Raw genomic sequence first — 26156 nt, forward strand, 5'->3', positions numbered from 1 at the left:
GAGTGTGAGTCGGGGGAGTGCCGCGGCAGACACGGCACGGGCGTCTCGCGTAGGTTCCAGCCATGAGTGCAGAGCTGACGCTCGGCGCCGAGGAAGAGCTGCACCTCATCGACCTCGAGTCCGGCCGACTTTCCGCGAAGGCCCCCCGCCTTCTGCCCAAGCTGCCCACCGACCGTTTCGGCGCGGAGCTGCAGCGCACGACGATCGAGACGAACACCCCGGTGGTGCGGACCCTCGACGACCTGCGGCGGGTGATCGTCGACCTGCGCAGCGAGCTCAGTGCCGCGATCGCCCCGGCCGGGGTCACGATCGCCGCCGTCGGCACCGCGCCGAGGTCGGAGTACGCCGACTTCGAGCTGAGCGCCGGCGGGCGGTACGGCCGGATGCAGGAGCAGTACCGGATGCTCGTCGACGAGCAGCTCATCTGCGGCCTGCAGGTGCACGTCGGGGTGAGCGACCGCGACCTGGCGGTGCTGATCGCCCAGCGGGTGGCGCCGGTGCTCCCGGTGCTGCTGGCCCTGAGCGCGTCGAGTCCGTTCTGGAACGGGCAGGACACCGGGTACGCCTCGTTCCGGAGCATCATCTGGCAGCGGTGGCCGTCGGCCGGCAGCTTCGGCCCGGTGGAGGACGCCGCCGAGTACGACCGGGTGCTCGACGACCTGATCGCCTCGGGCGTGATCGCCGACAAGAAGATGGCCTACTTCGACGTCCGGCCGTCGTCACACGCGCCGACGCTCGAGCTTCGGGTCTGCGACGCGACCCCGGTGGTGGACGACGCCGTGCTCATCGCCGGACTCTTCCGCGCCGCCGTGCGCAAGGCCGAGAAGTCGGTCGTGTCCGGCGCCGAGTGGCACCCGCGCAGCGAACCGCTGCACCGTGCGGCGATGTGGCAGGCCGCCCGCTCCGGGCTGAGCGGCGAGCTGGTCGGCCTCGGGCAGCACCCCGAACGCCTGCCCGCCGAGGTCGCGGTGCGCCAGCTCGTGTCCCGCCTGCGCCCGGAGCTCGAGGAGCTCGGCGACTGGGGCACGGTGACGGAGCTGCTCGACGCCACCCTGGCCCGCGGCAACTCCACCGATCGGCAGCGCACCGCGTACGCCGAGCGCGGGGAGATCGACGACGTCGTCGCCCTGGTGGTGGAGGACACCGCGGGGCTGCCGTCCGGACGCGACGAGGACCCGGTGGTCCCGCTCCCCGGGTACCGCGTCCGTGCCGGCGACGAGGCGGTCGGCCCCGGGGCGCGACCCCGACCGGCGTTCCGTGACCTGGCTGCCTTCTTCGACGGCTGGGACGCCGAGACCGCGATCGACCGTTGCACCGCCCGCGACGCCTGGACCCGCGAGCACCAGGTCGGCTTCGTGGTCGACGGCGGTGCGCAGGCGTTCGGCTGTGACCTGGTGCCCCGGACGATCAGCGCGTACGAGTGGTCGCAGCTCGAGCGTGGCCTGGGGCAGCGGTCCCGCGCGATCGAACTGTTCCTGCGCGACGCGTACGGCGATCGCCGGATCGTGGCCGACGGCGTGCTGGACGCGGACCACTTCGTCGGTGCGAAGGGCTGGGACCCGGACGCCACCCGGCTGCCGGCGACCGCGGTCCGTGCGCCGGTGCTCGGGTTCGACCTGGTGCGCAACGAGTTCGGCGGCTGGCGGGTGCTCGAGGACAACGTCCGCTCGCCCTCGGGCGTCGCGTACGGCATCGCCCTGCGCGAGCTGATGGACGACGTCGTGCCGGACGCCCCGCGGCCGGCGAACCTGCGCGACCCGCACGGCGTGACCGACCGGTTGCGCCGGACCCTCTGCGCGAACACCACCGCGGTGACGGGCGCGACCGACCCGGTGATCGCGCTGGTCAGTGACGGCCCCGCCGCCGGCGCGTGGTTCGAGCACCGCAGGCTGGCCGACGGGGCCGGGCTGCGCCTGGTGTCCGGGTCCGACCTGGACGTCCGCGACGGACGCGTGGTCGACGCGACGACGGGCGACGCGCTCGACGGGCTGTACCTGCGGATCGACCGCGACGTCAGTGCACTGACGGCAGAGCACGCTCCCGACCTCGGTGCGCGGATCCTCGACGCGGCGGAGGCAGGTCGCGTCTACCTGGCGAACGCGCCGGGCAACGCGCTGGTCGACGACAAGGCGATGTACGTCACCGTGCCGGACCTGATCTGGTACTACCTGGACGAGAAACCCCTGCTGGCGTCCGTGCCGACGTACCGCACGAGCATCGAGGTCGAACGGCTGTCGGTCCTGGACCGCGTCGGCGAACTCGTCACGAAGCCGGTCGACGGCGAGGGTGGACGCGGGGTCCTGATCGGACCGAGCGCGAGCGCCCCCGAGGTCGCCGAACGACGGCGCGAGATCGCCGCCGACCCCGCCGGGTGGGTGGGGCAGGAGGTGGTGCAGCTGTCCTCGCACCCGACGATCGGACCGGCCGGGCTCGACCCGCGGCACGTGGACCTGCGGGCCTTCGTGTACGCGACGGGGACCGGACCGGACGACGTGCACCTGGCCGACGTGGCCCTGACCCGCGTCGCACCCGAGGGCAGCATGGTCGTCAACTCGTCGCAGGGCGGCGGCGCAAAGGACACGTGGATCGTCGGGAACGCCCCGGCGGACACGGACTCCGCTGTGGCGGACACCGAGGGAGAGCGCTGATGTGTGGACTCGCGGGTGCGATCCGGTTCGACGGCCGAGCGCCGGACGTCGGCGCGGTCGCCCGGATGACCGGCTGCATGACGCACCGCGGCCCGGACGGTGACGGCCTGTGGGCTCGCGGCCCGGTCGCGCTCGGGCACCGACGGCTGTCCATCGTCGACCTGTCCACCGCGGGCGCGCAGCCGATGGTGCTGGCCGAGGCGGGGCTGACGATCGCCTACAACGGGATGGTCTACAACTACCGGCAGCTCCGCGACGAGCTGCACGGCAAGGGGCACCGGTTCGCGTCGACGTCGGACACCGAGGTCATCGCCCTGGCGTACGCCGAGTGGGGCACCGGGTTCGTCGACCACCTGATCGGGATGTTCGCCATCGCCATCTGGGAGCACGCCAGCGGCCGGCTGGTGTTGGCGCGGGACCGGCTGGGCATCAAGCCGCTCTACGTCGCGCCCGTCCCGGGCGGGCTCCGGTTCGCGAGCTCCCTGCCCGCGATCCTGGCAGGAGACGACGGGTCGAGCATCGACACGTCCATCGACCCCGTCGCCTTCGCCTCGTACATGAGCTTCCACTCGATCGTCCCCGCGCCCCGCACGATCCTGTCCGGCGTCGGCAAGCTCCCGCCCGCGACCGTCCGGGTGATCGAGCCCGACGGCACCGCGCACGACACCGTCTACTGGGAGCCCCGCTTCGAGCGCGACCCCGCCAGGGCCGACTGGTCCGAGCGGGACTGGGAGCAGGCGTTCATCGGCTCGCTCCGCACCGCCGTCGAGCGTCGGATGGTCGCCGACGTGCCGGTCGGGGTGCTGCTCTCCGGCGGGATCGACTCGTCGCTCGTCGTGGGGCTGCTCGCCGAGGCCGGGCAGCAGGACCTCGCCACGTTCAGCATCGGGTTCGAGGCGGCCGGTGGTGAATCCGGCGACGAGTTCGAGTACTCCGACCAGGTCGCGAAGCACTTCGGCACCGACCACCACCGCATCCACATCCCCTCGTCGCGGCTGCTCGACGGCATCGACGGTGCTGTCGCCGCCATGAGCGAGCCCATGGTCAGCCACGACTGCGTCGCCTTCTACCTGCTGTCGCAGGAGGTCTCGCAGCACGTCAAGGTGGTGCAGTCCGGCCAGGGCGCCGACGAGGTGCTCGCCGGCTACGACTGGTACCCGCCGCTCGCCGACGTGCCGCGTGACCAGGCCGCCGAGGCCTACCGCTCCGTGTTCATGGACCGCCGGTGGCCGGCGCTGCAGGGCCTGCTCGGGGAGCGGTGGAAGAGCGACGACGACACCCCGTCGGCGTTCGTGGACCGCCAGTTCGCACGGCCGGGCGCGGAGACGAGCGTGGATGCCGCGCTCCGCAGCGACACGACGATCATGCTCGTCGACGACCCGGTGAAGCGCGTCGACAACATGACGATGGCGTGGGGGCTCGAGGCCCGCGTGCCGTTCCTGGACCACGAGTTCGTCGAGCTCGCCGCCGCGATCCCGCCGTCGATGAAGCTCACCGACGGCGGCAAGGGCGTGATGAAGCGCGCCTCGCGCGGGATCGTGCCCGACGCCGTCATCGACCGCAGCAAGGGCTCGTTCCCGGTCCCCGCCATCCGGCAGCTCGAGGGTCCGTACCTGCAGCGCGTCCGGGACGCGCTGCACGCCCCCGAGGCGCGGGAGCGCGGGCTCTTCGACCCCGCCACCGTCGAGCGGATGCTGCAGGACCCGAACAGCACCAGGACCGCGATCGGCGCGAACGCGCTCTGGCAGCTCGGCCTGATCGAGATGTGGCTGCAGCAGCAGGGGGTGCGGTGACCGTGGGTGCCGTCCGGACTGGAGGCGCGCAGGGCGTCGCGTCGTCGGCCACCGTCGAGCCGTCGGTCACCACCAGGGCCGCGGCCGGCCTGGGTGCGCAGCTCACCGCCGCCTGGGGGTCGTGGGGACCGACCATGACCCGGAACGCCCGGCGCGTGGCGTTCGTGAGCGACCGGCACGGCACCCCCGAGGTCTTCGTGCAGGACGTCGTCGTCGACGGTGAACTGCCGGAACCGGTGCGGATCGCGCTGTCCGACGACCCCGTGATCCGGGTGTCGTGGTCGTCCGACGGGGAGTGGCTCGCCGTCGCCATCGCGACCGACGGCGGCGTGAAGCAGCAGGTCTGGGTGGTGCGGCCGGACGGCACCGACGCCGCGCAGATCGCCGGCTCGCGGTACCAGCACGCCGAACTCGGGCCGTGGAGCCGCAGCGGGCACCGGGTCGTCATCACGCTGCCCTCGACCGAGCCCGAGCAGCCGGCCCGTGCGTACCTGGTCGACCCGGTCACCGGGGACCGCGACGACCTGGCCGTGGGGGAGCTCATCCACATCCTCGACCTGTCAGTGGAGGAACGGCTCGTCGTGCTGAGCGACGGGCAGCGCGGCCAGGAGTTCGTGGTCGTCGTCGACCGGCTGACCGACGAGAGCCACGCCCTGTTCGCCGACGACCCCGACGGGTCCGCCGAGATCGCGTTCCTGCGGCCCTCGCCCGCGAGCGAGACCAGCCCGCTCGTCGCCTACGTCGCCACCGAGGCCGGACTGCCCCGCCGCGGACTCGTCGCGCAGCCGGTCGGGCCGCACGGCTGGCGCGGCACACCCCGGCGGATCGTCGAGCGCGACGACGCCGAGCTCGAGTACCTGGACGCCGACGACGCCGGCCGCACCGTGCTGCTCGTCTGGAACGTCGACGGTCGCAGTGAACTCGACCTCATCAACACCCACGACGCCTCGCGCACCCCCGTGCCGGACCTGCCCGGGTACGTCGTCACCGACCCCGTGCTCAGCCGCGACGGCCGGAGCGTCCTGCTCGCCGTCGAGGGGCCGACCCGTCCGCGCGAACTCTGGCGGCTCGACACGAACGCGCTGACCTGGAGCCGGGTCACCGACGTCCCCGCGCTGCCGGACGTGCAGCTGGTCGAGCCGACGCTCGAACGGTTCGCCGCCCGTGACGGACTGGAGCTGACCGGCTGGCTGTACCGGGCCGTGGAGCCGGCCACGTCGGTGGCAGGAGCCGACGTCGGAACGCATGTCGGGCCTCCCGGCCGCGCAGCGCTCGTCCACCTGCACGGCGGACCGGAGTCGCAGGAGCGACCCACGTTCTCGCCACAGCACCAGGCGCTCGCCGCCGCCGGGGTGACCGTGTTCGCGCCGAACATCCGCGGGTCCTCCGGGTACGGTCACGAGTTCGTGCACGCCGACGACCTGGCGCTGCGGTGGAACGCGCTCGCCGACGTCGTCGACTGCGCGCGGTTCCTGGTGACCAACGGGTACGCCGATCGCTCCCGGGTCGCCGTCGAGGGGCGCTCGTACGGCGGGTACGCGACCTTGGCGTCCCTGGCGTTCACGCCCGACGTGTTCGCGGCCGGGGTCGCGGTGTGCGGGATGAGCGACTTCGCGACCTTCTACCGGGACACCGAACCGTGGATCGCGGCCGCTGCCGCCACGAAGTACGGCCACCCCGTCGAGGACGAAGCCCTGCTCGCGGCCCTGTCGCCGATGCGGGCGATCGACGACGTCACGGCGCCGTTGCTCGTCGTGCACGGGGAGCTCGACACGAACGTGCCGATCGGTGAGGCGCACCAGGTGGTCGCGGCGCTGCGGGAGCGGGCGCACGACGTGGAGTACCTGGAGCTCGCGGGTGAGGGGCACGAGTACCGGCGGGCGGCGTCGCAGGCGCTGCTCGTGCGGCGGATGGTGGAGTTCGTGGCGGCGCGGCTGGGGTGAGGCCTGGCGGGGCGGGGTGCTCGGTGCTGGTCTGGTGCGCGCGGGTTCTTCGTGGTGCGAGGTTGCACGCTCGGTGCGAGCTTGTTTCCTCGCACCGGGTGGTCAACTTCGCACCGTGCCGTCACCGGGTGCAACGATGCGCCGGCGGCGCTCGCCGCGGGCGGACAATGGTGGGATGACGACCACTGATCTGACGCGACCCGGAGAGGTCCTCGTGGCCTCGGCAGCGGACGTCGAGCAGGTCGTCCACCGTGCCACGAACCAGTACGCCTCGGGCGTGGTCGCGGACACCGCCGGGTGGGCGGACGGCGATCGTCGGCGGATCGAGGACCTCGGGTTCCGCGGCGGAGACTCCCGGGGCGAGGCGCTCCGGACCCTCGACCTGACCATCGCCGACGACGGCACCCCGACGCGCATGCTCGACGCCCCCGCGATGGCCGCACTGAACAGCCACCACGCGCGGTTCGCCGAGCGGCGCGGCGACGTCGTCCGCTACCAGACGGACGTGTCGGTGTGGACGGGGATCCCCGCACAGCCGACCGCGCAGGACTGGGAGGACGTCCGGGCGCTGCTCGGGTCGGGCGGGATGCTCGGCGTCGGTGCGGCTGCCGTCCTGCCCGAGGGGTGGGACCTCGTCGAGGGTGCCGGCGGCGTGCAGCTGACCGGTGAGGCGATCGAGGGTGCGCCGGACGACGAAGCCGTCGTGCTGACGCCCGACGACGTGCCGGAGATGACCGCCCTGGTCGAGCGGACGAAGCCCGGGCCGTTCCTGCCGCGGACGATCGAGCTCGGCACCTACCTGGGCATCCGGCGGGACGGACGGCTCGTCGCGATGGCGGGGGAGCGCCTGCACCCGCCGGGGTGGACCGAGATCAGCGCGGTGTGCACGGACGACGCGTACCGGGGGCAGGGGTTCGGGCGCCGGTTGGTGCTCGCCGTCGCGCACGGGATCCGGGAGCGGGGCGAGACCCCGCTGATGCACGCGGCCGCCGGGAACACCGGTGCGATCGGGCTCTACCAGCACCTCGGCTTCCGGTTGCGGGACCGTGGGGCGCCGCGGTTCGTGCGGGTGCCGTGAGCTGCGTTCCGGTCTGACGGGTCAGAACGCGGCGAGGGCACCCTGGAGCATGTCGTGGCCCTGGGCTTCGAAGCCCTCGTCGCCGACCGCGTAGGCCCAGGTCGCCGTCCCCACTGCTTCGCGGAGTTGGAGCCAGCGCCACGCGTCCGGAGTGCGCGGATCGTCGCCGTACCCGTCGAAGAACGCCGCTTCGAGCCTGGGATCGTGCTGCCAGTGCAGCACCGCGAGGCGGGTGAGGTCGAAGGACGCGGGGCGCCAGCCGAACCGGCCGAAGTCGATGACGCGGAGCCTGCGGTGGTGGTCGTCGCGGGCGTCGCGGGCGTCGTTGTCCACGATCCAGTTGCGCGGGTGGAAGTCGCCGTGGGTCGGGACGAGGGACTGCGTCGTGCGGTCGGTCGGGAGTGCGCGCAGGGCCGCTCGTGCGCGGGCGACCACCTCGTCCGGGATCCGGTGCGGTGCGTCGAGGGCGGCCAGTGCCTTCGCCTGCTCGTGCTGCAGGAACGTCGGGTCATGGCGGGTGTCCTGGTCGTGCAGTCGTCGGAGCACTGCGCCGGCCTGACGGTGGACGTCTGGATCGTGCTCGTCCGGGGTCCCGAGGGCGAGGTGCCCGGGGACGCGTTCGAGCACGAGGACGCGGTGCTCCTCGTTCGCCGCGACGAGGGCACCGGTGTCCCCGCTCGCTCGGAGCGCGGCGGTGGCGGTGCGGTGCGCTTCGAGCTCGCGGGGGAAGTGGGTGTTGGTCGGGCCGGAGGCCTTCACGGTGAAGCCGTCGTCGCCAGCGCGGATGTGCAGGACCCTGGTGTCGAGGAGCCCCCACGAGTCATCGGCCACGACGACGGCATCGGGGAGCGTCTGCTGCACGAACGCGATCTGGTCGTCATCGAGTCCGGTGTCCCCCCAGTGCATGGCGGCACGTTACCGTCCTGCTCCGACAGCTCGGGAGGCTGCAGCCCGCGTCCGGTGTCCGGATCGCGCGGATCGTTGCAGTACCCGTGAAGATCACCGTTCCGAGTCCGGCGCCTTGGGGGCGCGGAACCCCGGTGTTTCTGGGCCGGTCTTATCGGTTCCATCATGCAACTATCGACCCCCCGATGTGGCGGAGCATGCGTGAGCGAAGCTCCGTAACGTGCTGTGTGGCTGCACAGCACCGTCGCAGGGACTGGTGAGCTGCAGCAGCCGCAAGAGGGGTTTCTTGAGCGTGTTCGCTGCGTCGTGGTCCGGTCGTGTTCGTGGAGTGATGCTGGCGGTGGTGGCGTTGGTCGCCCTGCTGGGTTCGTTGTTGGTGGTGGTGTCGCAGCCGACACCGGCACAGGCTGTGGTGACCGGGACGGGCGGGCAGTACGTGCCGATGCCTTCGAACGCCCGCGTGCTGGAAGGTGCGACGTCGGCAGGGACGTTCCGCACGGTGAAGATCGCCGGAGCCGCCGGGCTCCCGTCGTCGGGGATCGGCGCCGTGACGATGATGGTCACGGTCGCTGACCCGAAGGGGTCGGGGCAGCTGCAGATGCGTGCCGACGATGCCGACACGACGACGCTGCTGATGATCTACAACTCCGGTGTCGGTGGGAACCGGTCGAACACCGGGCTGCTCGCGGTCGCGGACGACGGCACGATCCAGGTGCGGACCGAGACGGCGCAGTCGAAGGTCATCATCGACATCACCGGCTACTACACGTCGACGAAGAACGGTGTCTCGGCCGGTGGGTTCGTGGCGATGTCCCCGTCGCGCGTGCTCGACTCTCGTGGCGGGATCGGTGGCGCGCAGGGGCAGATCCCCGCGGGTTCGCAGCGCACGATCCAGGCGACGGGCTCGAACGGCATCCCCGAGGGTGCCGCGGCGGTCGCGGTGAACATCATCGTCATCAACCGATCGGGCAAGGCCGGCTACGTCCGTCCGACGCCCACCGGTGAGACCCGGAGCACCGGCGTCCTCAACTACAACTCGAATGAGGACCTCGAGACGGCGATGAACGCGCAGGTCGCGTTGAACGCCGACGGGAAGTTCAGCATCGACACCGCCGCGGAGGGCGGGAAGATCGACCTCGTCGTCGACATCCAGGGCTACTTCCTCAAGTCGAACCCGGGCGGTGGTTTCACCCCGTTGAACGGTCGCCTCATCGACACCCGCAAGACCGCGAGCATCGCTTCGGGTGCCTCGTTCACGGTGCAGGTCGGTGGCGTCCAGGGCGCCCCGACCGTTGAGGGCGGCTTGTCGGCTGCCGCGGTGACGTTCACTGCGGTCAACGACAGCGGTGCGGACTCGTACGCGAAGATGTGGGCCGATGGTGCGGCTGAGCCGACCTCGTCGGCGATTAGTAGTGACAAGACCTCGAAGGTGTCGAACACCGTGGTCGCTCCGATGGGGGCGAACGGGAAGATCCGCATCAAGAACATGGGCAAGGGGGCGATGGACTACCTCGTGGACCTGCAGGGTGCGTACAACTCGCTGCCCGGCGGCCCGGGTGAGACGAACCGGACCGGCAAACGAACCTCGGCGACGACACTCCCGTTCCCGATCACGGACCAGACCAACGCGTCCGTCGACGTCGGCACCGGCAACCTTCTGGTCAGCACGACTGCGATGAGCCTGCCGGGAGTGACCGAGAACACCACGATCGGCGCCGCGTACAACTCGCGCAGCACCACCGTCGGTGACACCAACACGATGGACGCGAACCGGTGGCAGTACGCCCTCGCCGGCGCTGGGGACCTCACCGCGAACGCCGACGGTGTCATCTACACGGACGCCGTCGGGACGACGTGGCAGTTCCGTCCGTCCGGGGCGCAGGGCGCTTTCACCAGCCCGGCTGGTCTGCAGCAGACCCTGACCCGCGTCGACAACAGCACGACGCACGAGTACACGTTGAAGGGGTGGACGTCGAACTCGACGACGCACTTCAACCTCGCGGGTCAGCCCACCTCGATCGTGGACCGGAACAAGAACCAGATCAGCTTCAACTCCGACGAGCCGGGCTTCACCCTGAAGTCCCTCGTCTCGACCGCGGGTGTCACCGGGGCCCGGACGGCGAACTCGTCGTACGCCAACGGTGTGCAGACGTTCTCGCAGACCAGTGGCTCGAGCTCGCGGAGCGTGCCGTGGACGAAGAACAGCACCGGCGACATCACCACGTACACGGACGCGCTCGGCAAGAAGACCACGTTCGCGTACACCAGCGGAAACCTGACCTCGATCACGGCGCCCGAGGGTGGCGTGACGGCGTTCACGTACGACTCGTCCGACCGGGTCACGAAGGTCGAACAGCGCAACTCCACCGTCGGCTCGCCGGGGACCGCTGTGACGCGGTTCTCGTTCAAGGACGACACCACGACGCTGGTCGCGGACCCGCGGTCCGACCAGTCGGTCGCTGTGGCGGACACGAAGTACACCAATTACACCCTCGACGGGAACGACCTCGTCACGAAGGTCGTCGACGCTGCGAAGCGGGAGCAGTCCCGCTCCTACAAGTCCACGAACAACGGCGTCGAGAACTCGAGTGTCGGCGCGGGCGCAAGCGCATCGACGTCGAAGAACACCTACGGGGCGAACAACGAGCAGTCGCTGACGCAGTCGGAGTCCGGCGCGGGCACGAAGAACTCGGCGACGTACGGTTCCGGATCGGCTGCCTACCTGCCGTCAAAGGTCACCGACAGCTCGGGTAATGAGACCAACTACGGCTACGACGGCCCCGGCAACCGAACGTCGACCGCCACGGGCGGCTCCGGTCCGGAGGCGGCGAAGGCAGAGCTCGAGTACAACAAGAAGGGCACCGACCCGTATACGTGGGGTGCGGTGAAGTCCGCGACGGCTCCCGGCGACAGCGACCGTGACCGGAAGACGACGTATTCGTACGACACCCACGACCAGCTGCTGGCGATCACGGCGCCGGCGAACACGGTCGGGGAGCAGAAGTACTCCTACGACGACTTCGGCCGCGTGAAGAACCACACCGACGGTGACGGCGGCGTCACGACGTACACGTACGACAACGACGACCGGCTCCTGACGACCGCGTTCGATGACGGCACCGCAACGGTGACGAACACCTACGACGGCAACGGCAATCAGCTCACCGAGCAGTCCGCGACCGGCACCATCACCAACACCTACGACCAGCGGAACCGGCTCACCTCGACGGCGAACACCGCAGGCGGTGGCACAGTGTCCTACGGCTACGATCTCGCCGGCAACACGGCCAAGGTCATCGACGCCCACGGCACCGTCACGCACGACTACGACGTCGCCAACGTCCTGACCCGCACCACCTACCCGACCGCGAACGGCGGCACGGCGAAGCAGGTCTACAAGAACGACGACCACGGCCGCCGCACGGACACCTGGCTCGGCGCTGTCGAGAACTCGGATCCGACCAAGGACCCGACGTCGTGGCAGGCGCACCAGACGATCACCTACGGCGTGTCCGACCACGTCACCGGTGTTCGCGCCGTCGACGCCGACGACCCGTCCAAGTCCGTCGTGAGCCTGACGTACTGCTACATCACCGGTATCGACGCCGGGGGTGACTGCTCGGCGACGAAGAGCCCGAACGCCACGGACAGGATCCAGTGGGTCAAGGACAACATCACCCAGCAGACGACCACGTACACGTACGACTCGAACGGCCGCCTCACCAAGGCAGCGCAGGCCGGCGGTGCGAGGAACATCACGTGGGCGTACACGTACGACGCGGCCGGGAACCGGCTCACCGCCAAGCGCGGCGGCGATGTCACGTCGTCGCAGACGCTTACCTACAACACCGCCGGGCAGATCACGTCTGACGGGTATGCGTACGACGGTGTCGGCAACATGGTGAAGGCGCCCGGGCAGACATTCACGTACAACGGCGCGCAGCAGATGACGTCCTCCACGAAGGACGGTGTCACCACCCGCTACGAGTACGCCGGCAGCGACATGAACAAGCTGCTCTCGCAGGTCACCGACGGAGGAGCCGAGTACGACTACACGTATGGCACGTCCGACTCCAACGGTGTCCCCGTGATCACCAGTCGCACCGTCGCCGGCACCGGAACCGCGTCTGTGATCAGCGACCCGGGTACGGGACAGCCGCTGGACCTGCAGACCACCGACGGCACCACGAGCATGTGGGTCATCGACGGCACCGGCAACCCTGTCGCCGCGATCGCTGACACTGGCAAGACCGCGTACACCGTCTCGTACGACCCGTACGGCGTCGAAACCGTCACCGTCGGCGGCGACAGCGCGCAGTGGAAGCAGAACCCCTACGGGTTCAAGAGTGGTCTCCGCTCGTCCAGCACCGACAACGGGCTCACCAAGTTCGGGTACCGCTGGCAGTCCAGCACCATCGGTGGGTGGACCGAACGCGATACCCTCGACGCACCGCTCGAACCGACTAACGCTAATCGGTATGGCTACGCAGGCTTGGACCCGATCAATCTCACAGATCCAACAGGCGCTGCTTCCCGGTTCTGGACCAGCCTGGGATGTGCCGCGGGTATTGCTACAGCCCCGGTATCCGGATGGAAGTCGCTCGTAGCCGGTGGTGCTGGAGCTGTTGCCACCTGCGAGGATGCATTCGCGCAGACAGCCGAGTGCGACGCCGCAGTAGATGCTGACAGGGCTTCGGGATATCGTTGGCAGAGTGATTACGTAGCTCCGTGCCAGAACCCGTTCTCGGACCAGCTGCGATAATAGGGGTGTGAATCATCAACAGGACACGAAGTAAAAACGAACAGAAGTTAGTGGCTGGGGTGATGGGCGTAGCGGCCGTGATCATTGGAATTTACGCTGTGCTTTCTTTCGTAGAGGGTAGTTTATGGCGTGGCTCCCTAGCCGTAGTGAGTGCTGCTCTCCTCGGATATTTTGCGATAGGCTTAGCGTTCCCAAGTCGCACTAAGCATCGCTGATGGTTTGGGTGCTCACCGAGATATAGCGTTGCATAGCACCGGCAAATCAGCGACCCGGGCACGGGGCAGCCGCTGGACCTGCAGACCACCGACGGCACCACGAGCATGTGGGTCATCGACGGCACCGGCAACCCTGTCGCCGCGATCGCTGACACTGGCAAGACCGCGTACACCGTCTCGTACGACCCGTACGGCGTCGAAACCGTCACCGTCGGCGGCGACAGCGCGCAGTGGAAGCAGAACCCCTACGGGTTCAAGAGTGGTCTCCGCTCGTCCAGCACCGACAACGGGCTCACCAAGTTCGGGTACCGCTGGCAGTCCAGCGTCACGGGCGGGTGGATCGAACGTGACACTCTCGACGCGCCCCTCAGCCCGAGTAATGCCAACCGCTACGCGTTCGCGGGAGCTGACCCCATCAATAAGTCAGATTCCTCGGGTCGTAGCGTCGGGGGAGCGGCCGTCAATGCGGGTGTGGCGACAATCGCTGCCGTCGGGACCGCCGCAGTTTGCGCGTCAACCGCAGGAATCGGTTGCTTGGTGGGTGGAGTGGTCTTGGGTGGAGTGTTCGGAGGTTTTGGCGGTATCGCCCAGGAAGCAGTTGAAGGTGGAGATAACTATGGGCAGGCGGCACTCGAAGGAACGGTAAGCGGGGCTATTGGAGGCTTCGGCGGTGGCATCGCCGGCAAGCTGATCAAGTACCTGCCGCGTGGCTAGGAGGGCCGCAACATGTCGGGCTTTTGGATCACATGGACAGTCCTGCTGGTTATTGCAGTCGGCGCACTGGTGCTCGTTGGAGTGGGTGTCCAGCGAACAATTTCCACAGAAGGATGGCGCGACGGAAAGCTCCATCGCGGAGCCGGAGGGCGATGGTTCTGGAGTGGGATCATCGTCGCGTTGATCGACGGGGTGGCGCTGATCCTCCTTGTCCTGACGAACTAGGACGTGAGCGGCCTTTGACGGAGAAACCACGACATTCGGGCGTCGTGTCGGGGCAAGGGCGCATGGTCGATCAGGTGAAGGGGACTGGAAGGCCGCAATGTCTGCGAGCAAGTCCATCGTGAGCCCGATCATGCGGGTGAGTCGATTTCGCAAGAGTGGGGGGCCGATGGCAGCGCAGCCTGGTCGGAGCCCTCGCACTCAGCCCGAGTCGTGGATTCTCTAGGATCGACCCATGTCCACGACCATGCCCGGCTTCGGGACGGAGCGCATCACGCAGCTCGGCCTGCGCGACCGCGTCTACGACCGGGTGCTCGAGGTCCTGATGGGTCACGACGTCGAACCGGGCATGCGGCTGTCGATCGACGGCCTCGCTCGCTCGCTGGGGGTCTCGCCGACCCCGGTCCGCGAAGCCCTGGTGCAACTCGAACGCACCGGCCTCGTCACCCGTGAAGCGAACAAGGGGTACCGGGTCTCCCCGCCCCTGGCCGGCGACCAGCTCGAGGCCCTGTTCGACGCCCGGCTCATCGTCGAGAGCGGCGCCGTCGAACTCGCGGCCCGCGGCGACGTCGACGGCCTGCGCGAGCGGCTGGCGGCAGCGCTCGACGAGCAGGCGGCGGTGGCCGCCGAGGTCGCGTCCGTCGGTGCTGCGCACGCGCCGGAAGAGCTGATGGCCCGCTTCTTCCGCAGCGACTGGCAGTTCCACCAGCTGATCTTCGACGCGACACGGAACCCGTTCCTCGAGGAGATGTCCGAGATCATCACGACGCGCGTGCACCGCATGCGGCAGATCGTCGAGGGCGGCGGGGACGACACGGATCGTGCGGTCCAGGAACACCGGGCCATCCTGGAGGCGCTCGCTGCGGACCCGACGTCGGCCGTCGCCGCGATGCGGCTCCACATCGACGCCGTCCGGTTGCGTTCGCGCGCGGACGCGTCCCACACGAGCTGAGGCGGAGGGGTTGCGTTCCGGCGTCGTGCGAGTATCTTTCCTATAGGAAAGAGGTTCAAGGCTGAACCACCACGACATGCAAGGGAGCATTCCGTGACCACTCCACAGGACTGGGTCGACCAGGATTGGGACCCCACCACCTGGACGTCGGAGACCTGGCCGGTCGCCGCGTGCCTGCACGGGTTCGCGCAGGTCACCCGCGACGGGACGGCATTCCACGACGCCCCCGCCGAGGTGTGGGACGAGGTGTTCGGGCAGATCGAGGCCGTCGGCTTCTCGCTGGCCGAACTCGCTGACAGCCACATCCGGCCCGCTGACCTCGAAGCCTCGCGCCGCGACGAGCTGTTCGCCGTCGCGAAGTCGCACGGCATCGGGATCCCGTCGGTGCACCTGCAGCGCAAGAGCGTCATCCAGCCCGGGCACGAGGACGAGAACCTCGCTTACGCCCACCGCACGATCGACGCGGCGGCCGAGTGGGGCATGCAGGTGTTCTCGACCGGGCTGCACCAGCCGTTCACCGACGCCCAGAAGCGGGCGCTGTGGTTCTGGACGGCGCCGGGCCCGAAGGACCCCGACGACCCCGAGGTCTGGAACGCCGCGGTCAAGCGACTGCGGGAGCTCGGCGAGCACGCTGCGAGCGTCGGGCTGCCGATGGCGCTCGAGCTGTACGAGGACACGTACCTCGGCACTGCCGACAGCGCGGTCCGCCTGGTCGAGGAGATCGGGCTCGACAACGTCGGCCTGAACGCGGACGTAGCCAACCTCATCCGTCTGCACCGTCCGGTCGAGGACTGGCGGGAGCTGTTCGCGAAGACCATGCCGCACACGAACTACCTGCACGTGAAGAACTACACGCGTGACGAGGCCGGCGACGGCAGCTGGGCGACGAGTGCGCCGAGCACCATGGAGACGGGCCTCATCAACTACCGCCAGGTCCTGCGCGACGCCGTCGCCGACGGGTTCCGCGGGATCGTCATGACCGAGCAGTACGGCGGGGACAGCCTCGGCGTCTGCGCCACCAACCAGCAGTACATCCGATCCGTCCTCGCGACGACGAAGCTCGACGCGACGGCGACCCCGACTGCAGCAACCAGCACCGAAGGAGCAATCCGATGAGCACCCTCGACATCGCCGTCGTCGGGTCCGGCTACATGGGCGGCGGGATCGCCCAGGTCCTCGCCCTCGCCGGCCACACCGTCCGGATCGCCGACGTCTCGGCCGAGATCGCCCAGCAGAACCTGGAGCGGCTGCTCGGCGAGACCGCACAGTTCGTCGCCGACGGGCTGTTCCCCGAGGACGCCGTCGAACGGGTCCGCGCACACCTGAGCGCCGCCGAGTCGATCGAGGCCGCCGTCGCCGACGCCGACTTCATCGAGGAGGCCGTGCCCGAGAAGCTCGAGATCAAGCACGCGACCCTGCGCCGCATCAGCGAGGCCGCCCGCCCCGACGCCGTGATCGGCTCGAACACCTCGACGATCCTGATCGAGTCGCTGGCCGAGGCGGTCGTGGGCCCGGAGCGGTTCCTCGGCGTGCACTTCTCGAACCCGGCTCCGTTCATCCCCGGCGTCGAGCTCATCCCGCACCCGACCACCAACGAGCACGCGATCGAGGTCGGCGAGACCGTCGTCGCCGCGACCGGCAAGCAGTCGGCACGGGTGAAGGACTCGACCGGGTTCGTCCTGAACCGCCTGCAGTACGCGCTGTTCGAGGAGGCCACGAAGATCGCCGACGAGGGCATCGCGAGCCCCGACGACATCGACACCATCGTGCGGACCACGTTCGGGTTCCGCCTGCCGTTCTTCGGCCCGTTCGCGATCGCCGACATGGCCGGGCTCGACGTCTACGCCTTCTGCTTCGAGTCGCTGCAGACCCGCTGGCCCGAGCGCTTCGCCACTCCGCCGTCGCTGCAGCAGCACGTCGACGCCGGTGAGCTCGGCACGAAGTCGGGCGCCGGGTACCTCGAGGTGCCGGCCGACCGCACGCCCGAGCTCGTCGCCTACCGGAACAAGGCGTACGTCGCGATGCAGAAGCTGCTCGACGACCTCGGCCCGGCACCGATCCACTGAGCCCGGAGCACGAACCATGAGCACGCAGAACCCCCAGACCGAACAGACCCGCACCGTCGTCCTCACCGGGGCCGCCTCACCGCGGGGCATCGGCCGCGCCACCGCCCACCACCTGGCCGAGGCCGGATGGGACGTCGGGATCGTCGACCTCGACCAGACGGCGAGCGAGCAGGTCGCTGCCGAGATCCGCGAACAGCACGGCGTGCGGGCCGTCGGTGTCGGTGCGAACGTCGCCGACGAGTCCGCCGTCCGTGCGGCCTTCGACACGATCGAGGCCGAACTCCGGCCGATCACCGCGCTCGTGAACCTGGCCGGGGTCTCCTCCGCGCACGCCTACCTCGACCTGCCCGAGGGGGAGTGGCACCGTGTGCTGTCGATCAACCTCGACGGCGTGCACTTCGCCAGCCTGCGGGCGGCGGAGTCGATGGTGCGGTCCGGCTACGGGCGCATCGTGAACCTGTCGTCGGTCTCCGCCCAGCGCGGCGGCGGCACCTTCAGCAAGACCCCGTACACGGTGGCGAAGGCCGGCGTGATCGGCCTCACCCGTGGTCTGGCACGCGAGCTCGGCCCACGCGGCGTCACGGTCAACGCGATCGCCCCCGGTCCGATCGACACCGACATCATGGGCGGCACCCTGTCCGAGGAGCGGAAGGCCGAGATGGCCGCCGACGGCGTGCTGCCGCGCATCGGCACCCCGCGGGACATCGCTGCCGCCATCGCGTACCTGATCAGCGAGGACGCCGGGTTCGTCACGGGCCAGACGCTCAACGTCGACGGCGGCCTGTACATGCACTAGGGCCAGCCGCCCACGGAACGCGCGCCGACCGGGCGACGCGATCCGTGCCTCCCGTCCGACAGGCCGACAGGCCGACAGGCCGACCAGCCGACAGGCCCGACCGCCGGACGCCAGAACGACCGCACCGTGCTCGCAAAGGAGCGATCCCGTGTCACTACCCCCTGCCCCCGCGCTCGGGTCGACGAACGACCCCGGCCTGAAGTCCGCCATCGGCAAGGCGACGAAGCACCTCATGCCGATGCTCGTCATCCTGTACTTCGTCGCGTTCCTCGACCGCACGAACGTCGGCTTCGCCGAAGAGGCCCTGCGCGTCGACCGCGGTATCTCCGACGCCGCCTTCGCCCTGGGCGCCGGCATCTTCTTCATCGGCTACGCGATCTTCGAGATCCCGTCGAACCTGCTGCTCAAGCGGTTCGGTGCGCGCTTCTGGCTCGCCCGGATCGCCGTCACGTGGGGCATCGTCGCCGCACTGTTCGCCTTCACGACGAACGACACGATGTTCATCATCCTGCGGTTCATCCTGGGTGTGACCGAGGCCGGGTTGTTCCCGGGCGTGATCATGTACCTGTCCGAGTGGTTCCCGAACAAGGTGCGCGTGCGCATGTTCGCGATCTTCTACCTGGCGCAGCCGTTCTCGCAGATGATCGGCGCCCCGCTGTCCGGCGGCCTCATCAGCGTCGGTGACCAGGTCACCCCGTTCCACGGCTGGCAGGTCATGTTCGCCGGCGAGGGGATCCTCGCGGTGCTGGCCGGTGTCGCGGCCCTGGTGTTCCTGACGAACAGTCCACAGCAGGCGAAGTGGCTCGAACCGGGCGAGAAGGCGTCGCTCACCGCGGCCATGGAGCGCGAGGACACCGCTCGCACCGAGGACGGCCCGAAGGGCATCTGGCGCGCGATGGCGAGCGGGCGCGTCTGGTACTTCACGATCATCTACTTCTGCCTGCAGGTCGCCGTGTACGGCACGACGTTCTACCTGCCGCAGCAGGTGTCCTCGCTGCTCGGGCAGGACGTCGGCTGGCAGGTCGGGCTCGTGACCGCGATCCCGTGGCTCGTCGGGCTCGTCGCCTGCTACCTGATCGGGTCGCGGGCGGACTCCGTCGGCCGACGCCGACGCTGGGGCACGCTGTTCTACGTCACGACCGGCCTGTCGATCCTCGGCTCGGCGTGGGCGGGGGCGAACGGGCAGCCGGTGCTCGGCATCCTGTTCATCACGCTGGCCGTCGCGAGCTTCCTGTCCGTCGGCCCGATCACCTGGGCGTACCCGACGGCGTTCCTGACCGGTGCCGCAGCCGCCGCGGGCATCGGCCTGATCAACTCGCTCGGCAACCTCGGCGGGTTCGTCGCCCCGATCATGCGCACCGCGATCAACGAGGTGGTGCCCACCGACAGCGGTGCGTTCGGCATCGTCTCGCTTGGCGTCCTGGCGTTCGTCGCCGCGGTGATGATCTTCTGCACCAAGTTCTTCCGCGGGGCCAAGGCCGACGAGCTGCTCGACACCTCGCACGTCCGCACCACCGACCCGAAGGGCAGCAAGCGATGACCCGACTGTTCAACGACCCGGCGGACTTCGCCGACGAGGCGACCGACGGCTTCGTCGCCGCGAACGAACGGTGGGTGCGGAAGGTGCACGGCGGCGTCGCCCGCGCCACCACGAGCCCCGACGGCACGGTCGCCGTCGTGATCGGCGGCGGCTCGGGGCACTACCCCGCGTTCGGCGGACTGGTCGGACACGGCTTGGCCGCGGGTGCCGCGATGGGCAACCTGTTCGCCAGCCCCAGCGCCCAGCAGGTCACCGGCGTCGCGAAGGCCGCCGAGCACGGCGGCGGGGTGCTGCTCAGCTACGGCAACTACGCCGGTGACGTCCTGAACTTCGACGCCGCTGCCCGCACGCTCGAGGCCGACGGCATCCCGGTTCGGACGGTCCGCGTCACCGACGACGTGACGAGCGCCCCGGCCGACGACCGCGCAAAGCGCCGCGGCATCGCGGGTGACCTCTGCGTCTTCAAGGTCGCCGGCGCCGCCGCCGAGCGCGGGGACGACCTCGACACGGTCACCGCCGTCGCCGAGCGGGCGAACGACCGGACGCGCAGCTTCGGCGTCGCGTTCTCCGGGTGCGCGCTGCCGGGTGCCGAGGAACCCCTGTTCACGGTCCCCGAGGGCCGGATGGCGGTCGGCATGGGCATCCACGGCGAGCGGGGCATCGACGAGACGGACGTGCCCACCGCGGACGGCCTGGCCGAGCTGCTGGTGTGCCGGCTGCTCGACGAACTGCCCGACGGCGTGGCACTCGAGGGCCAGCGGGTGGTCCCGATCCTGAACGGTCTGGGCTCGGTCAAGTACGAGGAGCTCTTCGTCGTCTACCGCTCGGTGCAGCGGCGCCTGGCGGACGCCGGGGTCGTCATCGTGGAGCCCGAGGTCGGCGAACTCGTCACGAGCTTCGACATGGCCGGGGTCTCCCTGACGCTGTTCTGGCTCGACGACGAGCTCGAGGAACTCTGGGCAGCACCCGCGGACACCCCCGCCTACCGCAAGGGCGGTGCCGTCGCCGAACAGCGAGTCGACTCGTCCACGGTGGCGGCGGACGCCGAGGGCGTCGGCATCGGCCCGGCGACCGACGAGTCCCGCGCGGTCGCCGAGCAGGTCGCCGCCGGGTTCGCCGCGGTCCGCGCCGTCCTCGACGAGCACGCCGACGAACTCGGGCGCATCGACGCCGTCGCGGGTGACGGCGACCACGGCATCGGGATGCAGCGCGGATCGCACGCCGCCGACGTCGCGGCCGCCGACGCGGTCAGCCGCGGTGCCGGTGCCGGCACCGTCCTGCTGGTCGCCGCGGACGCCTGGTCCGACAAGGCCGGCGGCACGTCCGGTGCGATCTGGGGTGCCGCCCTGGAGGCACTGGGTCGCGTGGTCGGGGACGACTCGCGTCCGTCGGGTGCCACCGTCGCGCAGGGGGTCCGCGCGGCCACCGAGGCCGTGCTCGCGTTCGGCGCCACCGTGGGTGACAAGACGATGGTGGACGCCCTGGTGCCGTTCGACGAGGTGCTCCGCACCCGGCTCGACGCCGGGGCGGCGCTCGCCGAGGCCTGGGGCGACGCCGTCCGTGCCGCCCGCGAAGCCGCGGACGGCACGGAGTCTCTCGTGCCGAGGATGGGCCGGGCGCGGACGCACGCCGACCAGGCCGTCGGCACCGCGGACCCCGGTGCGCTGTCCTTCGCCCTCGTCGTGGAGACGGTCGCCCCGTGATCACCGTCGGGGTGTCGCTGAAGACGTACTTCTCGCACGCCCGGACGCTGTCGTGGGCCGCCGAGGTCGCCGACATCGCCCGGCGACACCCCGCGGTGCGCTCGGGTGCGGCGTCGCTCTTCGTGGCGCCGACGTTCCCGGCCCTCGTCCCGGTGCGTGAGCTGCTCACCGGCACCGGTGTGCAGCTCGCCGCGCAGGACCTGTCGTGGGCCGACGCGGGCGCGTTCACCGGCGAGGTCTCCGGCGCCGAACTGCGGGAGATCGGTGTCGACCTGGTGGAGATCGGGCACGCCGAACGGCGCTCCCTGTTCCACGAGGACGACGCGACGATCGCGGGGAAGGTGCACGCGGCCTTCCGCAACCACCTTCGTCCGCTGGTCTGCGTCGGGGAGCCGGACCGGGCCTCCGATCCGACGGAAGCGGTGGCGGCGGTGACCGCGCAGCTCGACCGGGCCGTCTCCACCGCCGTCGCCGACGGGCTCGCCGGACCCCTGACCGTCGCCTACGAACCGGTGTGGGCGATCGGCGCCCCGGTACCCGCACCGGACGACCACATCGTGGCGGTGCTCGCCGGGATCGAGCAGCACCTCGCCACGCGGCCCGAGCTGCACGGCAGCACCGTGCTCTACGGGGGCAGCGCCGGGCCCGGTCTGCTCACCCGGGGGCAGGGGCGGATCAGCGGCCTGTTCCTCGGACGCTTCGCCCACGACCCGGCCGCGGTCGAGGCGATCCTCGACGAGGTCGCCGCGGACTAGTCCTCGCGGGTGCCCGCCAGCCCGTGGTCGTGGGCGTAGACGACGAGCTGCACCCGGTCGCGCAGTGACAGCTTGCCGAGGATGCTCGAGATCTGAGTCTTCACCGTCGACTCGGTGACGTACTCCTTCGTGGCGATCTCGGCGTTCGACAGGCCGCGGGACGCCCACCCGAACACGACGCGCTCCCGCTCGGTCAGGGTCGCGAACTCCGGCGGCTGGGGTGCGGGGGCCCGAGCGACGTCGGTGCCGAACAGCTGCGCGAGGTCGTTCGGGGCGATGACCGAGCTGCCCTCGTGCACGGCCCGCACCGCGGCGAACAGGAACGGCGGCGTGGTGTCCTTGAGCAGGAAGCCGCTGGCGCCGAGCCGGATCGCGGTCGCCGCCGCCGGGTCGAGCCCGAAGGTGGTGAGCACGACGACGCGGGGCAGCGGCCCCGGGACGGCGCCGGAGTAGAGCTGCCGGACGGTCTCCACGCCGTCCATCCCGGCCATCCGCATGTCGAGCAGCACCACGTCGGGGCGCACCTCGGGGATGAGCGCGAGCGCTTCGGCCCCGTCGGAGGCCTCACCGACCACACGCATGTCGTCCTGGGCATCGAGCACCACCCGGAGCCCCGCGCGGAACAGCGCCTGGTCGTCGGTGAGCAGGATCCTGATCGGTTCGGTCATCGGACGGGTCCCCCTTGGACGTCGAACGGGATGCGGGCGCGTGCCGTGAACACGTCGTCCAGCACGGCGGCGTCGAACGACCCACCGAGGGCGCCGAGGCGCGAGTCCATGCCGTCGATCCCGCGGCCCGAGCCGGCCGTGGTGCCGTCACCGGCGACGTTCTCGACCTCGAGCACCAGGTCGGCGTTCCGCCAGGTCTCCCGCACGACGACCGGGTTGCCGGGGGCGCCGTGGCGCAGGGCGTTCGTGAGCATCTCCTGCAGCACGCGGCGGGCAGCGGTGCCGGTGTCCGGGCGCAGGGCCAGCGGGACCCCGCGCACCGTGCGGTCGACGTCGACCCCGGCGTCGCGGATGCCCTGCACGATTTCCTCGAGCGACCCCGGGCCGGTCGCCTCGGCGGAGCCGTCGATGTGCCCGAGGACCTGTCGGACCTCGACCAGGGAACTCCGGGCGGTGCTCGCGATGGTGGCGCTGACCGCTCGGATGCGCGCCTCGTCGTCGAGGAACGGCACCGAGTCGGCCTGCGCGATGATGACCGCGAGCGAGTGGCCGACGACGTCGTGCACGTCGCGGGCGATGTCCGCGCGGATGCGTTCGGACTCGGCGACGTCGATGGCGCGGGTGGCGGTGGCCTCGGCCTCGGTGGCGACGGCCTCGGCACGCGATGCCGCGGCCTCGGCATCGGCACGGCGCTCCGACTCGCGGTCGCGGGAGCGGAAGGCGCGGACGGCGACCCCGCCCGCCCAGACACCGAGCAGCGCGGTCACCGGGGCGGCCATCGCCAGGAACGCCTGGTCGCGGGGACCGTTGATGAGCACGAGGAACCGGAAGCCGGTCGACGCCAGGTAGACCGTCGCCCCAGCGCCGGCGACGACCGCGAGCACACCGGAGACGACGACCTCGGTGCGGGTGCCGACGACCGCGGCGGTCCCGATCACGACGAACATCGCGAGGTCCACCAGCGACGGGCGCTCGCCGCCGCCGACCTGGATCACCCCGAGGACGACGACCATCGCCATCGCAGCGGACGGGGAGATGCGGCGCAGGGCGATCGCCACCGAGGCCGACAGCACCGCGGCGAGGCTCGCGTGCTCGAGCTCGAGGTCGATGGGCAGCAGGAAGACGAACGCCGCCAGGGCCGCCCAGGCCACGTCGACGGCGATCGACCGGGTGGCGAGCGGCCGGAGGAACCTGCCCCGTTCGGTCACGGCTCGATCATCGCATGCCGCCCACGCCGTGCAGCGCGGACCGACGTCACGCGCCCGCGGTCATGGCGGCGAGGGCGATGACGGTCGTGGTGACGATCGCGGCGCAGAGCAGCAGCGTGGCGATCGTGTGCTTCGTCGAGGACTCCATGTCACCAGACTCGTGGCGCGGAGTCGCCGGGGCATCGGGCGCAGGGGCGAAGCGCTTCGTCCCTGCGGGTGAAGCGAGGGGCGATCACCCGGTACTCGGGGATCAGACGACGACGGATCCCAGCTGCCGGTGCGCGATCGAGACGGACTCGCCGGACACCGCGTTCAGCGGCGACGACAGGAACGCGACGAGGTCGGCGATCTGCTGCGGTGTCGAGTCGCCGGGGCCACCTGGGCGGACCTCGGCGGACGGGGTGTCCGTCACGGTCCCGGGGTTGACGACGTTCACCGTGACCCCGGTGCCCGCCACGTCGTCGGCCAGGTTCTTTGCGATGACGCTCACCGCAGTGTTCCGGAGCGACGCCGTGATGTTGCCGGAGAAGTAGGCGTTCTGCCCGCTCACCACGACCACGCGACCGAACCCGGCCTCGCGCTGGGCGGGGAGCACGGCGTTCGCGACGCGGAGGAACCCGAGCGCCTTGCCGTCGATCGCGTCGAGGACCTGCTCCGGGTCGGACTTCCGGGCCGGGTCGAGGGTGCTCGCGCTCGGGGCAGCGGTCACGACCAGCACGTCTATGCGCCCGTGCCGCTCGAGGACGGCGGCGATGCCAACGTCCACCGACTCCTGCGAGGCGGTGTCGATCGGCACGCTGCCGTCGGAGTCCTCGGCGCTGCGGGAAGCGACGACGACGGTCGCCCCCTCGGTGCGGAGGCGGTCGGCGACGGCGGTACCGATGTACCCCTTGCCTCCGACGACGAGTGCGACACGGTTCTTGAGTTCGAGGTCCACGCGGCCACGCTATGCCGGGACGGTGCGGTCTGCCCGCCCGTCGCGCACCGGAGCCCCCACCCGATGGGGGCAGGAGCTCCGGTGGTCAGATCTTCGTCCAACGAACTTACTCTTGAGGAATCACAAGCAAGCCGTCAGGTGTGCATGGCGGTGGGTATCGCAACGGAACGAGGTGGACATGGGCTCACGAGCAGCTGGAAATGTCGCGACGATCATCGCCGCAGGGTGTTTGGTACTGCTCCTCGTCGTCGTCTGGCTCCGCGGACAGCAGTCGATCGGAGACGGGTTCGCGATCCCCGTCGTGTCCGTGCTCGTTCTCGGGTTCACCGGCTGCACGGTGTGGGCCGGGGTCGTCGCCTTGCGTCGACGCGGGAGAGGACGCTGACGCCCGTCTGCGCGATCTGGCTTTCCTTGAGACGGCGCTGAGGCGGTCGCGCCGACCATCGCACACGGACCCGCTCGATCGACGGGCACCCGCTGGAGTGAAGGAGAGCCACGTGTACTTCCACAAGCAGGAACTGCAGTTCACGGCAACGCCCGACAAGCCCGACGCGATCTACGCCCGCAAGCTGCAGGAGGTGCTCGGTGGCCAGTACGGAGAGATCTCCGTCGCCATGCAGTAACAGTTCCAGGCGTGGAACATGCACATCCCCGGCAAGTACCGCGACATGGTGTTCGGCATCGGCGCCGAGGAGATGGGCCACGTCGAGATGCTCGCGACGATGATCGCGCAGCTGCTCGAGAAGTCCCCGCTCGGCATCACCGAGGACGCGCTGCAGGACGACCCCACGGTCGCCGCGATCGTCGGCGGCACCGACGTCCAGCACGCGATCGTCGCCGGTGCGGGCGCCCGCCCGGTGGACAGCAACGGCAACCCCTGGCAGGGCTCGTACATCACCGCCAGCGGCAACCTGCTCGCCGACTTCACGGCGAACGAGAACGCCGAGATGCAGGGTCGTGTGCAGGCCGCCCGGCTCTACCACATGACCGACGACCACGGCGTGCGGGACCTGCTGTCCTTCCTCATCGCCCGCGACACCATGCACCAGAACATGTGGGCGACCGCTGCCGCCGAGCTGCGCGAGCAGGGCGTCGAGGGCTTCCCCGTCCCGAGCAACTTCCCGCAGTCGAAGGAGAACCAGGAGGTCAACTACCAGTACCTCAACTTCTCCGACGGTGCCGAGGCGAAGAACGGCCCGTGGGCGAGCGGCCCCTCCTTCGACGGCAAGGGCGAGTACTCGTACCACGAC

The 26156-nt window shown here is 70.3% G+C and carries 18 protein-coding genes and 1 pseudogene; 15 read left to right on the forward strand and 4 right to left on the reverse strand.

Annotated features, from left to right (window positions below):
• The first annotated feature begins 62 nt into the window (after positions 1–62).
• The 4 genes from BOSE127_RS03610 to BOSE127_RS03625 all read left to right on the forward strand — a co-directional run bounded on the left by BOSE127_RS03610 (position 63) and on the right by BOSE127_RS03625 (position 7462).
• Complete coding sequence (locus tag BOSE127_RS03610) at positions 63–2648, forward strand: carboxylate--amine ligase/circularly permuted type 2 ATP-grasp protein (RefSeq protein WP_159556186.1); 2586 nt, start codon at positions 63–65, stop codon at positions 2646–2648.
• Positions 2648–4441, forward strand: coding sequence for an N-acetylglutaminylglutamine amidotransferase (locus tag BOSE127_RS03615; RefSeq protein WP_159556187.1), 1794 nt, complete (start codon positions 2648–2650; stop codon positions 4439–4441). Before BOSE127_RS03610 ends, BOSE127_RS03615 begins: the two co-directional genes overlap by 1 nt.
• Positions 4414–6384 carry a S9 family peptidase gene (locus BOSE127_RS03620; protein WP_236559490.1) on the forward strand — a complete coding sequence of 657 codons (1971 nt, stop codon included), beginning with the start codon at positions 4414–4416 and terminating at the stop codon, positions 6382–6384. Before BOSE127_RS03615 ends, BOSE127_RS03620 begins: the two co-directional genes overlap by 28 nt.
• 175 nt (positions 6385–6559) lie before the next feature.
• Positions 6560–7462: a GNAT family N-acetyltransferase gene (locus BOSE127_RS03625; RefSeq protein WP_194589895.1), complete on the forward strand. Its 903-nt coding sequence runs from the start codon at positions 6560–6562 to the stop codon at positions 7460–7462.
• Positions 7463–7483: 21 nt separating this feature from the next.
• Here BOSE127_RS03625 and BOSE127_RS03630 read toward each other — a convergent pair whose 3' ends face one another.
• Positions 7484–8368, reverse strand: a complete 885-nt coding sequence (locus tag BOSE127_RS03630) for an aminoglycoside phosphotransferase family protein (protein ID WP_140448641.1) — start codon at positions 8366–8368, stop codon at positions 7484–7486.
• Positions 8369–8867: 499 nt separating this feature from the next.
• Here BOSE127_RS03630 and BOSE127_RS03635 point away from each other — a divergent pair, with 499 nt between their 5' ends.
• The 9 genes from BOSE127_RS03635 (at position 8868) to BOSE127_RS03675 (ending at position 22093) form a co-directional block, all read left to right on the forward strand.
• Positions 8868–13130 carry an RHS repeat domain-containing protein gene (locus BOSE127_RS03635; protein WP_159556188.1) on the forward strand — a complete coding sequence of 1421 codons (4263 nt, stop codon included), beginning with the start codon at positions 8868–8870 and terminating at the stop codon, positions 13128–13130.
• Positions 13131–13450: 320 nt separating this feature from the next.
• Complete coding sequence (locus BOSE127_RS03640) at positions 13451–14059, forward strand: RHS repeat-associated core domain-containing protein (RefSeq protein WP_031260109.1); 609 nt, start codon at positions 13451–13453, stop codon at positions 14057–14059.
• A 457-nt stretch (positions 14060–14516) separates the two neighbouring features.
• On the forward strand, positions 14517–15233 hold the full coding sequence (locus BOSE127_RS03645; protein WP_017887786.1) for a GntR family transcriptional regulator: 717 nt from the start codon (positions 14517–14519) through the stop codon (positions 15231–15233).
• A 93-nt stretch (positions 15234–15326) separates the two neighbouring features.
• Positions 15327–16349: a sugar phosphate isomerase/epimerase family protein gene (locus BOSE127_RS03650; protein WP_017887785.1), complete on the forward strand. Its 1023-nt coding sequence runs from the start codon at positions 15327–15329 to the stop codon at positions 16347–16349.
• Positions 16346–17299 carry a 3-hydroxyacyl-CoA dehydrogenase family protein gene (locus BOSE127_RS03655; RefSeq protein ID WP_110861959.1) on the forward strand — a complete coding sequence of 318 codons (954 nt, stop codon included), beginning with the start codon at positions 16346–16348 and terminating at the stop codon, positions 17297–17299. The genes BOSE127_RS03650 and BOSE127_RS03655 overlap by 4 nt, the downstream gene beginning before the upstream one ends.
• A 16-nt stretch (positions 17300–17315) precedes the next feature.
• Positions 17316–18095 carry an SDR family NAD(P)-dependent oxidoreductase gene (locus BOSE127_RS03660; protein WP_017887783.1) on the forward strand — a complete coding sequence of 260 codons (780 nt, stop codon included), beginning with the start codon at positions 17316–17318 and terminating at the stop codon, positions 18093–18095.
• A 148-nt stretch (positions 18096–18243) separates the two neighbouring features.
• On the forward strand, positions 18244–19635 hold the full coding sequence (locus BOSE127_RS03665; protein WP_017887782.1) for an MFS transporter: 1392 nt from the start codon (positions 18244–18246) through the stop codon (positions 19633–19635).
• Positions 19632–21338, forward strand: a complete 1707-nt coding sequence (locus BOSE127_RS03670; protein ID WP_159556189.1) for a dihydroxyacetone kinase family protein — start codon at positions 19632–19634, stop codon at positions 21336–21338. Before BOSE127_RS03665 ends, BOSE127_RS03670 begins: the two co-directional genes overlap by 4 nt.
• Positions 21335–22093: a triose-phosphate isomerase family protein gene (locus BOSE127_RS03675; RefSeq protein ID WP_159556190.1), complete on the forward strand. Its 759-nt coding sequence runs from the start codon at positions 21335–21337 to the stop codon at positions 22091–22093. Before BOSE127_RS03670 ends, BOSE127_RS03675 begins: the two co-directional genes overlap by 4 nt.
• Here BOSE127_RS03675 and BOSE127_RS03680 read toward each other — a convergent pair.
• The 3 genes from BOSE127_RS03680 to BOSE127_RS03690 form a co-directional block, all read right to left on the reverse strand.
• Complete coding sequence (locus BOSE127_RS03680; protein ID WP_056072621.1) at positions 22090–22761, reverse strand: response regulator; 672 nt, start codon at positions 22759–22761, stop codon at positions 22090–22092. The genes BOSE127_RS03675 and BOSE127_RS03680 overlap by 4 nt on opposite strands.
• Positions 22758–23969, reverse strand: a complete 1212-nt coding sequence (locus BOSE127_RS03685; protein WP_236558901.1) for a sensor histidine kinase — start codon at positions 23967–23969, stop codon at positions 22758–22760. The genes BOSE127_RS03680 and BOSE127_RS03685 overlap by 4 nt, the downstream gene beginning before the upstream one ends.
• Positions 23970–24219: 250 nt before the next feature.
• Positions 24220–24906: an SDR family NAD(P)-dependent oxidoreductase gene (locus tag BOSE127_RS03690; RefSeq protein ID WP_017887776.1), complete on the reverse strand. Its 687-nt coding sequence runs from the start codon at positions 24904–24906 to the stop codon at positions 24220–24222.
• 178 nt (positions 24907–25084) lie between these two features.
• Here BOSE127_RS03690 and BOSE127_RS03695 point away from each other — a divergent pair, with 178 nt between their 5' ends.
• Positions 25085–25291 carry a hypothetical protein gene (locus BOSE127_RS03695; RefSeq protein WP_159556191.1) on the forward strand — a complete coding sequence of 69 codons (207 nt, stop codon included), beginning with the start codon at positions 25085–25087 and terminating at the stop codon, positions 25289–25291.
• Positions 25292–25403: 112 nt separating this feature from the next.
• Positions 25404–26156 (forward strand): annotated as a pseudogene (locus BOSE127_RS03700) (manganese catalase family protein); the annotation flags it as partial.

Source organism: Curtobacterium sp. 8I-2 (assembly GCF_902506155.1).
GTDB classification, from domain to species: Bacteria; Actinomycetota; Actinomycetes; order Actinomycetales; family Microbacteriaceae; genus Curtobacterium; species Curtobacterium poinsettiae.